The sequence below is a fragment of the Agrobacterium sp. O3.4 genome (genome assembly GCF_041414895.1).
Taxonomy (GTDB): Bacteria; Pseudomonadota; Alphaproteobacteria; order Rhizobiales; family Rhizobiaceae; genus Agrobacterium; species Agrobacterium cucumeris.
The window spans coordinates 501,661-514,642 of the sequence record NZ_JALPZP010000001.1 but is presented as its reverse complement, the minus strand read 5'-3'; the positions used below and the strand labels follow the sequence as shown (position 1 = coordinate 514,642).

Sequence of the window (12,982 nt, the reverse complement as noted above, 5' to 3'; positions counted from 1 at the left end):
CCGAATTTGACGGACGGTGATTCTGGCACATGATCCTTGAGATCAGTTAAACGCCATTAAGGTTAATGAATCGTTTACTTTCGTTAACCGCCGCGCCCAACATGCCGAGTTCCATTAAAGAATCAGCATCGATCCGGATTCCCTCCTTGGAATCAGAGAGTTGCACCGATTGCAACATGCAGGTTTTCAATGATCGGAAATAAAGCCGCGCCAGCGCGACAACGGCGCCCCGCTGAAGGCAAGGTTGAAACGTTAACGAAAGGCGTTTTTCCCCAGCGAAAATTATCTGGCGTTTCAGCGTTTTAAATCCGCGACCTGAATCAGTCTCTCAATCACTGGAGCGCGTGAAAAAGCTTCGCCGTCGGGATCTCGCATTCAAAGATCACATTATTTGCATTATTTCTTTTTTAGCATTCCATAAGAACAAAAATTGCGTTAACGCAGTCCCTGCCTCCCAAGGCATGACATTCCAATCATCTGAAATGGAACCCAAACCATGACTGACGCGATATCTCCGGTATCGTCGACAGCTGGCAATTCGAACGCTGTAAAGACAAATTCGCCTGCACGAGTTCTCACTGCCAGCCTGGTCGGCACGACCATCGAGTTTTTCGATTTTTACGTTTACGCCACGGCCGCAGTGCTCGTGTTCCCGGCATTGTTCTTCCCGAACAACGACCCGATGACGGCACTTCTGGCGTCCTTCGCCACCTTCTCCATCGCCTTTTTCGCCCGCCCGCTCGGCGCGGTGGTGTTCGGCCACTATGGTGACCGCGTTGGCCGCAAGACGACCCTCGTCGCAGCACTCCTAACCATGGGTGTTTCGACGGTCATCATCGGCCTTCTGCCATCCTATGAGACGGCAGGCGTTCTTGCCCCGCTGCTTTTGGCGATTTGCCGTTTCGGTCAGGGCTTTGGCCTTGGCGGAGAATGGGGTGGTGCCGTGCTTCTCGCCACCGAAAATGCTCCTCCCGGCAAACGCAGCTGGTACGGCATGTTCCCGCAGCTCGGCGCACCCGTCGGCCTGTTCCTTTCGTCCGGCGTGTTCTGGATCCTCCTGCACTTCATGTCGCAGGAATCGCTGCTCAGCTGGGGCTGGCGCATTCCCTTCGTCGCCTCGATCATCCTGATCGCGGTCGGCATGTGGGTTCGCCTGTCGATCACCGAAACGCCCGACTTCCAGAAGGCCATCGAAAAGGAAGAACGTGTTGCCGTACCGGTCGCCGAACTCTTCCGCAACCACAAGCGCAGCCTCGTGCTCGGCACCTTCGTGGCGCTGGCCACTTTCGTGCTGTTCTATATCGGTACTGCCTATCTTCTGTCCTACAACGTCAAGGTTCTGAAAATTCCGTTCCTCGACGCGCTGGAAGTGCAGATCCTCGGCTCCATCGTCTTCGGTATCTTCATCCCGATCGCCGGCAAGCTTGCCGAGAAATTCGGCCGTCGTGAAATCCTGATCCTGACGACGGTGCTGATCGGCCTGTTCTCCTTCCTGCTGCCCAGCCTAATGACGGGTGGTGAAGGCTCGATCTTCATCTTCGCAGCTCTTGCCATGACGCTGATGGGCATGACCTATGGCCTGATCGGAACGGCGCTCGCCGCCCCCTTCCCGACCCGCGTGCGTTACACCGGCTCGTCCATCACCTTCAACATGGCCGGCATCTTCGGCGCATCGCTGGCGCCCTATATCGCCACATGGCTGCAGGTGAATTACGGCATGGGTTACGTCGGTTATTACCTTTGCGTATCCGCCATCATCACGCTCGCCTGCATTCTTCTGTCCCGCAAGGACGAAGTCTGATCCGAACGGATTTCCTGACATTAAAAAGCCCGCGAGACCTTCGTTTCGCGGGCTTTTGTTTGCCTGCTTTAACGCTTACGCCACGGCCTGGCGTCGCTCGACGTGACCAGTCATGCAGACGCGATTGCGCCCTCCTCCCTTTGCCCGATAGAGCGCCAGATCGGCATTGTGCATGACCTTGTCGAAAATGTCGGCGTCGCCGCGAAAGGCCACGCCAATCGAAATCGTCACCGTGATCCGCAAATCCTGATACGCCACCGGGGTGGTCTCGATGGCTGCGCGAACCCTTTCGCACAACTGCAGAAAGGCGAGCGGACTGGTTTCCTGCACAACGACAAATTCCTCGCCACCCAGACGGGCGACATGCGCAGAAGGATCGAATTGCTCTCTTATCCTGCGGGCGACACTCGAGATGACGAGATCACCGGCAAGGTGGCTGTATCTGTCATTCACCGACTTGAAATGATCGATATCGAGAAAGGCAACACAATAGTCGCTGCCCAGTTCAGCGCATGCAGCATAAAGGCCGAGCCGGTTGCTGAGGCCGGTCAGGGCGTCCGTATGGCTCAGATGCAGGAAGCGCTCGTGGGATTGCACGAGAATTTTCACTTCCCTGGCATTCAGCCAGCAGACCAGCAATGTAATCGTAAACGCCACCGCCCCACCGAGCGTCACACTCAACATGATGCCGTTGAAGAGATCGGTTACCAGCCCGAACTGCGCGAGAAGCGTCAGGCCACCCATGCACATCAGAATGACAATGATCGTCACGAGACAAGCGATACGAATGGAGAATTCCAGCGGCTCGAGCCGCCTGCGGCCCTCCGACGTGGCGACCGAAAAACTTATCATTTCGATCGGTTTTTTCCAGAGACCCAACATCATGCTCAAAAGCACCTAGATCACGTAATGCCGTTGTTATTTCCTGATAAAAAGTCATTTAATATTGAAGGACAAGACGCCGCCTCACCCCGATAATATTGCAAAAATTGTTGATCGACCGTTACGATACATGAAACGGCCAGATCAACAGCAGGACTTTCTTGCAATTGGCAGCATTCGCCGAGACTTATGCCCCGAGGAACGGCTCCACTTCCCGGCCCGGCATGAACAGGCCAAGGCGCTTGATTTCCCATTCAAGCCGGATGCCCGATTTCTCGAACACCCGCCTGCGGATGGTCTCGCCCAGATATTCCAGATCGTAGCCAGTCGCGTGGCCGGTATTGATCATGAAATTGCAATGCAGCGATGACATCTGCGCCCCGCCAATAACGAGACCACGGCCGCCCGCCTCGTCGATCAGTTCCCAGGCGGAATGACCTTCGGGATTCTTGAAGGTCGAACCACCCGTCTGCTCGCGGATCGGCTGGACGGTTTCGCGATGATGGCGCACGGCGTCCATATCGGCGCGGATTTTCGCCTTGTCTTCCGGATAACCTTCAAACAGCGCACCGGTGAAGATCAGGCCGGCATCGGCGCCGGAATGGCGGTAGCTATAACCCATATCCGCGTTTGACAGCACATGCTGGTTGCCCTGACGGTCGACCGCATAGACTTCCACGACGCGATCGCGTGTCTCACCGCCATTGGCGCCGGCATTCATGCGCAGCGCGCCACCGATGGAACCGGGAATGCCGTAAAAGAAATGGAACCCACCGATGCCATTATCCATGGCCATGGCGGCAATATGCTTGTCCGGGCAGATCGCGCCCGCCTTGATACGGTTCTCGCCGGCAAGCTCCACCTGGCCGAAACCCTTGGCAGACAGACGGACGACGACGCCCGGAATACCACCATCACGCACCAGAAGGTTCGAGCCGACGCCGACCACGGTCAACGGCACATCTTCCGGCAGAATTTTCAGAAAGGCAATCAGATCATCCGTGTCGTGCGGCTGGAACATGACTTCCGCCAGACCGCCGGCTCTGAACCACGTCACGCGGTCCATGGGCGCATCCGGTGTCAGACGTCCCCGCAATTCCTTTACCCCGTCGCCGAGCCTCCCCAGCAATTTTACCCCATCGACCTGTCTCATTCAGACTTTCCTGATATGCTCTTCAATTCCGAAGGCAGCACCGCTGCCCATTGCGTGATATTTCCAGCCCCCAAGAGAACCACGAAATCACCCGGTTTCGCAATGGCTGCAACCTGTGACGCAAGGTCCTCCCGCTTTTCGAGAAAACGGGCGTCGCGGTGGCCGGCGGCCTTGATGGCCGAAACCAGCGCTTCCGAACTTGCGCCTTCGATCGGATCTTCGCCCGCGGCATAGACCGGAGCAAGGATAATCGTGTCAGCATCGTTAAAGCAATGCGCGAAATCGTCAAACAGGCTGGAAAGACGGCTGTAACGGTGTGGCTGGTGCACGGCGATGATGCGGCCCTTGCAGGCTTCCCGCGCAGCCGCCAGCACAGCCTTGATCTCAACCGGATGATGACCGTAGTCGTCGAAGACCTGCACGCCATTGGCTTCGCCCGTCAGCGTGAAGCGACGCTTGACCCCGGCAAAGGAGGCAAGCCCCTTCTTGATGTCGGCTTCCGAAATACCGAGGCGATTGGCAACGGCAATCGCCGCCGTCGCATTCGACACATTGTGGCGGCCGGGCATCGGCAGAACGAGATCCGTGAAAGAGAATATCTTGCCGGTGCGGCGACGGCGGATTTCCACATCGAAAATGGACCGCGTGCCGTCAATGCGTACATTCGAAAACCGCACATCCGCCTGAGGGTTTTCGCCATAGGTGATGACCTTGCGGTCCTCGATCCGGCCAACCAGCGCCTGAACCTCGGGATGGTCGAGACACATGACGCCGAAGCCGTAGAACGGCACATTCTCGACGAATTGCCGGAACGCGGCGCGCACGGCATCAAAATTACCGTAATGGTCAAGATGTTCCGGATCGATATTGGTAATGACGGCCACATCGGCCGGAAGCTTCAGGAAAGTCCCGTCGGACTCGTCGGCCTCCACCACCATCCACTCGCCCTCACCCATGCGGGCATTGGTGCCATAGGCATTGATGATGCCGCCATTGATGACGGTCGGATCGAGATTGCCGGCTTCCAGCAGCGTCGCGACCATGGAGGTCGTCGTGGTCTTGCCATGCGTGCCGCCAATGGCGATGGCATTGCGGAAACGCATCAGCTCGGCCAGCATTTCGGCGCGGCGAACGATCGGCAGGTGCTTTTCCCGCGCCGAGATCAGTTCCGGATTGTTCTTCTTGATGGCGGTGGAAACAACCACGACTTCGGCGTCACCGAGATTGTCAGCGGTATGTCCGACGAACACCTCGATGCCCTTGTCGCGCAGGCGCTGCACATTGGCGCTGTCAGCCTGATCCGACCCCTGTACGCGATGACCGAGATTGTGAAGCACTTCGGCAATGCCGCTCATGCCGATCCCGCCTATGCCGATGAAATGGACAAGGCCTATGGCTTTCGGCATCTTCATGCCCCAACTCCTTCATTCTTCTTTTTAAATTCCTGTACGGACCGGCCTTCGGCAATCGCTTCCACCAGATCGGCCAGCACATCCGCCGCATGCGGTTTTCCGGTTGCCTTGGCAGCCGCTGCCGTCGTAGAAAGCCTGTCCGGCTCCGAAAGTGCTGAAGACAAAAGGCTCGACAGTTTCTGCGGCGACAGTTCCGACTGTTTGATGACGCTTGCGCCGCCGGCGGCCGAAAGTGCGGCCGCATTGGCCGCCTGATCGTGATCGAGCGCGTGCGGATAGGGCACAAGGATCGACGGACGACCGATCACCGAAAGCTCCGACACCGTCGAAGCGCCGGAGCGGCTGATAACAAGATCGGCCTCAGCGATGCGCGAGGCCATGTCACCGAAGAAGGGCGAAACGTCAGCCTTCACACCGAGCTTCTGGTAGGAGGCTATCACGCTGTCCTTGTCTTCGGGTCGGGCCTGCTGGGTCACGACGACGCGCTTGCGCTGCTCGTCCTTCATCAGGCAGATCGCCGCCGGAACGGCGCTCGAAAAGAACTGCGCACCCTGGCTTCCGCCGAAAACCACCAGCTGGAAAGGCTCCCCCGTCTGCGACGGCGTATAGGGAATTTCCGAGGCCGCCAGCACCGCCGGGCGCACCGGATTGCCCGTCGCCACCGTCTTGTCGGAATATTGGCCGTTGGCGGGCGGCAGGAAACCGCCGGCAATTGCCTTCACGCGGGCAGCCAGCGCCTTGTTGGCGCGGCCCATCACCGCATTCTGCTCATGAATGATTGAGGGAACGCCAAGCCCGGTCGATGCCAGAAGCGGCGGCACGGTGGGATAACCGCCGAAGCCGACAACCGCGACTGGCTTCAGTTTCGTAACCAGCCGACGCGCTGCGCGAAGACCCACCCACAGCTTCCAGAGCGAGCGCACGACGGAAATCGGGTTCTTCGAGCCGATGGTGGCGGATGGCACGACATGGATTTCATCCGCCGGAAACTTGCCGGCATAACGCTCGGCGCGGCTGTCGGTGACGAGATGCACCTGATAACCGCGCGCCGTCAGCGTATGCGCCAGGGCCTCTGCCGGAAATACATGGCCGCCGGTTCCACCGGCGGCAAGAAGAACAATACCCTTGCTCATGATCGTTTACTCCGCTGGAACGCCGGAACCGACGCGGAAGAAGCTGCGCTCCTGCGCCCGCTTTTCAGGTCTGTGGCGTGTCAGCGCCAGAAGGAAGCCAGCCGTGACGCAGATCGCCATCATCGACGAACCACCATAGGAAATCAAAGGCAGCGTCATGCCCTTGGCGGGCATCAGCTCCAGATTAACGCCAATATTGATCATCGACTGCATGCCAATCTGCAGCACGAGACCAGCCACGGCGAAGCGGCAGAAATCATCCTTTTCCTTGAAGGCGTGCGACAGGCCGCGCAGCACGATGAAGGCGAAGATCGCAACGAGGAACATGCAGAAAACGATGCCGAATTCTTCAGCCGCAACCGAGAAGATGAAGTCGGTATGGCTGTCGGGAATGATGCGCTTGACGATGCCTTCGCCCGGGCCGCGCCCGAACCAGTCGCCGCGAATGATCGCCTCACGCGCCGTATCCACCTGGAACGTATCGCCTTCACCGGTCCAGAAGCGGTCGATACGACCGGCGACGTGTGGCAACATCAGATAGGCGGAAATGATGCCGCCGACGCCGACGCCACCGAGCATGATGATCCAGAACCACGGCACGCCGGCCATGAAGAACATGCCGCCCCAGACAACCGAGGTCAGGATCGTCTGGCCGAAGTCCGGCTGGGCGATCAGGAGTGCCGCCACGATGCCGAAGGTGATGATGGCGAAGAGATTGCCGGGAATTTCAGGATGGCGCGCCCGTTCAGCGAACAGCCAGGCGCAGACGATCACAAAGGCAGGTTTCATGAATTCCGAAGGCTGGATCGAGAAGGTGCCGATGGAAATCCACCGCCGTGCACCCTTGACCTCGATGCCGAAGAACAGCGCGAAGATCATCATCAACAGCGAAGCGATCAGCATGATGACCGCGACACGCCTGACCTGACGGGGCGACAGGAAGGAAAGGCCGACCATGATCGCCAGCGACGGCACCATGAACATCGCCTGACGTTCAACGAAGAAGAAGCTGTTGAGACCGATACGCTCGGCAACCGCAGGCGACGCCGCAAACGACAGCATCAGGCCGATGCCCATCAGTGCGATGAACGCCGCCAGAAAGAAACGGTCGATAGTCCAGAACCACTCTGCGACCGGACCGCGATCAACTCGGCTTACCATGGCCTTCAGCCCCCTTTTCCAGAGTGAACGAGCATCGTCATGCCGTCGAGCGCCGCGACCTGTGCGACGAACGAATCACCTCTGATTTCAAAGTTCTTATATTGATCGAAGCTTGCGCAAGCCGGGGATAACATCACGACGTTGCCGGCCGTCGCATCTTTTTCCGCATCGGCTGCCGCGTGCTGCACGGCCTTGTCCAGCGTGCCGGATATTTCATAAGGCACCGCCTCGCCAAGCGTCGCGGCAAATTCTGCCGCCGCTTCACCGATCAGATAGGCTTTGGCGATGTGAGGAAACAGCGGCGACAGGCTGGTGATGCCACCCGCCTTGGGCAGACCGCCGGCGATCCAGTAAATCCGCTCATAGCTTGAAAGCGCAGGTGCCGCGGCATCGGCATTGGTCGCCTTGCTGTCATTGACGAAGGTGACGTTACCGCGCCGGCCGACCGGCTGCATGCGATGCTTGAGGCCGGGGAACGATTTGAGACCGGCGCGAACCTCGTCTTCGGACACGCCGACCGCAAGGCAGGCAGCGATTGCCGCCGCCGCGTTCTGCGCATTGTGGCTGCCACGAAGCGTCTGGATACCGTCGAGATCGACCAGCAGCGAAGACGTGCCGCCATGTGCCCGCAGGATGCGGCTGCCTTCGGCATAAAGACCTTCGGAAACGATGTTGCGCTTGGAAATGCGCTCCACCTTGACGCCGGCGCGCTCGATACGGTCGGCAATCAGCGTCGAATGGCTGTCATCCACACCGACGATCGCAGTGTTGCTGCCCGCCACCAGCCGCTCCTTGACGTCGGCATAATGCTGCATCGTGCCATGCCGGTCGAGATGGTCTGGCGTCAGATTGAGCAGGATACCGGCAGTCGGATTGATCGTCGGTGCCAGATCGATCTGGTAGGACGAGCATTCGACCACGTAAAAACGTTGCGCTTTCGGCGGATCGAGGCTCAGCACCGCCGTGCCGATATTGCCGCCGAGCTGCGTATCGCGGCCTGAAGCCTTGAGAATATGGGCGATCAGCGCCGTCGTCGTGGATTTACCGTTGGTGCCGGTAATCGCGATAAACGGGCAATCCGGCGCATGGGCACGACGTTCGCGAATGAAAAGCTCGATATCGCCGATGACCTCGACGCCCGCTGCTTTCGCAAGGTCCACAGACCAGTGCGGCTTTGGATGTGTCAAAGGCACGCCGGGCGCCAGCACGAAGGAAGAAAACGAGGGCCAGTCTATCGTTCGAAGGTCCGCCGTTACGATGCCCTCGGCCTCAGCCTTGGCAACGCTGTCGGGATTGTCGTCGAAAGCGACGACTTCCGCACCACCGGCAACCAGCGCCCTGGCCGTGACAAGACCTGAACCGCCAAGCCCGAAAAGGGCGACTTTCTTACCTCTGAACGACGTGACCGGGATCATCGCTCACCTCAGCTTCAGGGTGGCGAGGCCAAGCAGCGCGAGACCCACGGAGATGATCCAGAAACGGATGACCACCTGGCTTTCCGTCCAGCCTTTTTTCTCGAAATGGTGATGGATCGGCGCCATGAGGAAGACGCGCCGGCCGGTGCGCTTGAACCAGAACACCTGGATGATGACCGACAGCGTCTCCATGACGAACAGGCCGCCGACGATGACCATGACGATCTCATGCTTGGTGGCAACTGCGATGGAGCCGATAAGACCGCCGAGCGCCAGCGAACCCGTGTCGCCCATGAAGATGGCGGCGGGCGGTGCATTGAACCACAGGAAGCCGAGGCCCGCGCCGATGACCGCACCGACGATGACCGCAAGTTCGCCGGTGCCCGGCACGAAATTGATCTGCAGGTAGTTGGCAAAAACCGCGTTACCGGCGAGATAGGCAATCACGCCGAAGGTGGCGGCAGCGATCATGACCGGCACGATGGCGAGACCATCGAGACCATCCGTCAGGTTCACCGCATTGCCGGCACCGACGATGACAAATGCGCCGAACAGCACGAAGAAGTAGCTCAGATTGATCACGAATTCCTTGAAGAAAGGAAAGGCGATGGAACTGCCGAGCGTGCCGCCATGCGGTGCGGAAGCGAGCGCCATCTTCATCATGAAAAACACGGCAATCGCCGCAATCACGAATTCGATGCCGAGACGGGCCTTGCCGGAAAAACCCTTGTCGCTCTGCTTCGTCACCTTGAGATAATCGTCGTAAAAGCCGATTGCGCCGAAACCGAGTGTCACCATCAAAACGGCGACGACATAGACATTCGACAGGTCACCCCAGAGCAGCGAACCACCGAGAATACCGGCAAGGATCATCAGCCCGCCCATGGTCGGCGTACCGGCCTTCTTGAAATGGGTCTGCGGCCCGTCGGCGCGGATTGGCTGGCCTTTGCCCTGGCGAACGCGCAGCGAGTTGATGATTGCCGGTCCGAACAGGAAGACGATCAACGCAGAGGTGAACATTGCGGCGCCCGCCCGGAAGGTGATGTACCGGAAGAGGTTGAAGACTTGAACTTTATCCGACAGTTCGACGAGCCAGATCAGCATATTTGCCCTTTCAAAAGGCTATTTCAGACTTGGCGTTCCGTCTCGGGGAATGCCGGATACTTGTCAAGCAGGGCGGCGACAATCTTGCCGAAACCAAGCCCCAGTGACGATTTTACCATGAGCGCGTCTCCCGGTTGCACCCATTGCAGGGCGAAATCGGTGAGTTCCGCCGTCGTCGGGAACCAGATGACGGTGACGCTGTCCGGCAACGCATCGCGAAGAGCGGCCATCGCCTCTCCCGCCAGCCAGACATGTTCGATACCCGCCGCAAGCAGCGGCCCGGCCAGCTCTTCATGCAGCTGCGCGGAAAATTCACCCATTTCCAGCATGTCGCCGAGAACTGCAACGCGTCGGCCGTGGCCCTGCGTTTCGGTTTCCGCCAGCACGGCAATCGCCGCCCGCATGGAAGCCGGATTGGCATTATAGCTCTCGTCGATGAGCAGGAAGGAGCCGCCGTCGATCGTCAGGCGGTGGCGCTGGCCGCGCCCCTTCACCGCTTCGAGTGTTCCAAGCGCTTCAAAAGCACGGTCGAGATTGGCGCCGGTCACGGCAACAGCGCCAAGCACGGCCATGGCATTATCGGCGATGTGACGACCGGGAACGTTCAGGTGCAATTCGCTGGTCTCGCCGTTCAGGATCGCCCAGATGGTTGAACCCGACGGTGTGCTTTCGAAATCGGCTAGCCGGAAATCGGCTTTTGCATGCTGCCCGAAGGTCAGAACATGCTCTATGCCCTGCTCCTGTGCGACCTCTTCAAGCTGCTCGAACTGGGCATTGTCGCGGTTGAGGATGACGGAGCCGCCCTCCTCCAGACCTTCGAATATCTCCGCCTTGGCGGCAGCGATCTCTTCGATGTTCTTGAAATTGCCGAGATGGGCGGCAGCGATGGTGGTGATAATCGCCACATGCGGGCGCACCATCTTCACGAGCGGCCGGATTTCGCCGGAATGGTTCATGCCGATTTCGAACACACCAAATTCGGTATCGGCGGGCATGCGCGCCAGCGTCAGCGGCACGCCCCAATGGTTGTTGAAGGAAGCGACCGCCGCGTGAACCCGACCCGACGGCTCCAGAGCCTGCCGCAGCATCTCCTTCGTCGTCGTCTTGCCGACCGAACCGGTCACCGCGATGATGCGCGCCGAGGTTCTTTCCCGTGCTGCAATAGCGAGCTTGCCAAGTGCGGCGAGAACATCCTCCACCACGATCATCGGCACGGTCAGCCGGCCGAGCGCCGGCAGCTTGCCTTCGGCCACCACCAGAAGACCGGCGCCATTGGCAACGGCAAAGCTGGTATAATCATGGCCGTCGACCCGATCACCCTTGATGGCGAAGAAGGCCTCTCCGGGTTTAACGGTCCGGCTGTCGATGGAAATGCCGGTGATTCCGGTCGGCAGGTTGCCCACCGGGCGTCCTGCCGTGATGGCGATCATGTCGGCGACTGTCCATAACCAGCTCAAATCTTCAATCCTTCCAGCGCAGCGCGCACCTGTTCATGATCGGAAAACGGCAGCGTTACGGAACCGACGATCTGCCCCTCTTCATGCCCCTTGCCCGCGACGATCAGCGTATCGCCATTTGAAAGCAGCGACACCGCATGGTGGATCGCCTGCGACCTGTCGCCGATTTCCACTGCACCCGGCGCCGCCGCCATGACCTCGGAACGGATCGTTGCGGCATCTTCCGAGCGCGGATTGTCATCGGTGACGATGACGATGTCGGAAAGCCGCGTTGCAACCTCACCCATGATCGGGCGCTTGCCCTTGTCACGGTCGCCACCGCAGCCGAAGACGGTGATGATACGTCCGGAGGTGAAGGGTCTTACTGAGGTCAGCACATTTTCCAGCGCATCCGGCTTGTGGGCATAATCCACATAGGCAAGCGCCCCGTTTTTCGTCTGGCCTACGAGTTCCAGACGACCGGCCGCACCGATCAGCTTTTCAAGCGCCTTCACCGCCACAGTGGCGGAAACCCCCGTGGACATGGCGAGACCGGCTGCCACGAGCGCGTTGGCCACCTGAAAATCGCCGGCAAGCGGAATATCGACTTCGTGAATCACGCCGTCATGATGCACTTCGATCATCTGTTTATGACGGAAATGCTCCACCCGTTTCAGCGTCAGGTAATCGCCCTTGCGGCCAACAGTGCGAACATCAAGGCCCGCATCACCAGCGGCGCGGATGGCCTGCTGCGACCAGGGATCGTCAGCGAAGATCACTGCCGGTGCGCCCTTTTTCATCAGCGTGTCGAACAGCCGCATCTTCGCGGCCATATAGTCCTCAACGGTCGGATGATAATCCATATGATCGCGGCCGAGATTGGTGAAACCGGCCGCTGCAAGCGTCACGCCATCGAGGCGGCGCTGGTCAAGGCCGTGGCTCGAAGCTTCCATCGCCGCATGCGTTACACCTTCGGCGGCAAGCTCGGCCAGAAGTGCATGCAACGTCACAGGGTCGGGCGTCGTCAGCGCGCCATAATCCTCGCGGCCGGGCGCAATGACACCCGTCGTGCCGATCTGTGCGGCGGCATGGCCCGCAAAGGCCCAGATCTGCCGCACGAAAGAGGCGACGGACGTCTTTCCAGCCGTGCCGGTAACAGCAACCATGGTTTCAGGCTGTTTTCCGTAGAACCGGGCAGCGGCAAGGGAGAGATAGAGGCGCGGATCGGTGACAGCGAGAACCGGTACATCGGCCTCCACCGCATGTGCGGAAACGATCGCAACCGCACCCTTGGCAATCGCGTCCTTCACATAGGTCGCGCCATCCGCCTTGGTTCCCGCCACTGCCACGAACAGGCTGCCTGGCGCAGCCTTGCGGCTGTCTGCGGTTATTCCCCCGATTTCGATCGCCCCGATCTCAGACAGGAGCAATTCATTCAATTCCGGAAACGCGTTTCCGGATATATCTCGCAAATTCATCGACTGT

10 protein-coding genes are annotated in these 12,982 nt (G+C 59.3%); 1 reads left to right on the top strand and 9 read right to left on the bottom strand.

From position 1 onward, the window contains the following. Positions 1 to 496 precede the first annotated feature (496 nt). Positions 497 to 1,801 (top strand): MFS transporter, encoded by a 1,305-nt coding sequence (locus M0412_RS02405; RefSeq protein WP_269703149.1) that lies wholly within the window; start codon positions 497 to 499, stop codon positions 1,799 to 1,801. Between the two features lie 75 nt (positions 1,802 to 1,876). Here the strand turns inward: M0412_RS02405 and M0412_RS02400 are convergent, their stop codons facing one another. From M0412_RS02400 to M0412_RS02360, 9 genes are all read right to left on the bottom strand, one after another. Then, positions 1,877 to 2,686 carry a GGDEF domain-containing protein gene (locus tag M0412_RS02400; RefSeq protein WP_269703151.1) on the bottom strand — a complete coding sequence of 270 codons (810 nt, stop codon included), beginning with the start codon at positions 2,684 to 2,686 and terminating at the stop codon, positions 1,877 to 1,879. A gap of 184 nt (positions 2,687 to 2,870) precedes the next feature. Continuing rightward, positions 2,871 to 3,836 carry a UDP-N-acetylmuramate dehydrogenase gene (gene murB, locus M0412_RS02395; protein ID WP_046798066.1) on the bottom strand — a complete coding sequence of 322 codons (966 nt, stop codon included), beginning with the start codon at positions 3,834 to 3,836 and terminating at the stop codon, positions 2,871 to 2,873. Next, positions 3,833 to 5,248, bottom strand: coding sequence for a UDP-N-acetylmuramate--L-alanine ligase (murC, locus tag M0412_RS02390; RefSeq protein ID WP_142840271.1), 1,416 nt, complete (start codon positions 5,246 to 5,248; stop codon positions 3,833 to 3,835). The genes murB and murC overlap by 4 nt, the downstream gene beginning before the upstream one ends. Then, positions 5,245 to 6,381 (bottom strand): undecaprenyldiphospho-muramoylpentapeptide beta-N-acetylglucosaminyltransferase, encoded by a 1,137-nt coding sequence (gene murG, locus M0412_RS02385; RefSeq protein ID WP_269703154.1) that lies wholly within the window; start codon positions 6,379 to 6,381, stop codon positions 5,245 to 5,247. Before murG ends, murC begins: the two co-directional genes overlap by 4 nt. A 6-nt stretch (positions 6,382 to 6,387) precedes the next feature. Next, positions 6,388 to 7,542, bottom strand: coding sequence for a putative lipid II flippase FtsW (gene ftsW / locus M0412_RS02380; protein ID WP_003522198.1), 1,155 nt, complete (start codon positions 7,540 to 7,542; stop codon positions 6,388 to 6,390). Positions 7,543 to 7,547: 5 nt separating this feature from the next. Next, entirely contained in the window at positions 7,548 to 8,957 is a 1,410-nt protein-coding gene (murD, locus tag M0412_RS02375) for a UDP-N-acetylmuramoyl-L-alanine--D-glutamate ligase (protein WP_269703156.1), read from the bottom strand. Between the two features lie 3 nt (positions 8,958 to 8,960). Then, positions 8,961 to 10,061 (bottom strand): phospho-N-acetylmuramoyl-pentapeptide-transferase, encoded by a 1,101-nt coding sequence (mraY, locus tag M0412_RS02370; RefSeq protein ID WP_046798061.1) that lies wholly within the window; start codon positions 10,059 to 10,061, stop codon positions 8,961 to 8,963. Positions 10,062 to 10,084: 23 nt separating this feature from the next. Then, a complete protein-coding gene (locus tag M0412_RS02365) occupies positions 10,085 to 11,518 on the bottom strand; it encodes a UDP-N-acetylmuramoylalanyl-D-glutamyl-2,6-diaminopimelate--D-alanyl-D-alanine ligase (protein WP_142840275.1) in 1,434 nt (477 codons plus the stop codon). Continuing rightward, entirely contained in the window at positions 11,515 to 12,975 is a 1,461-nt protein-coding gene (locus M0412_RS02360) for a UDP-N-acetylmuramoyl-L-alanyl-D-glutamate--2,6-diaminopimelate ligase (protein WP_269703160.1), read from the bottom strand. Before M0412_RS02360 ends, M0412_RS02365 begins: the two co-directional genes overlap by 4 nt. Positions 12,976 to 12,982: the final 7 nt, after the last annotated feature.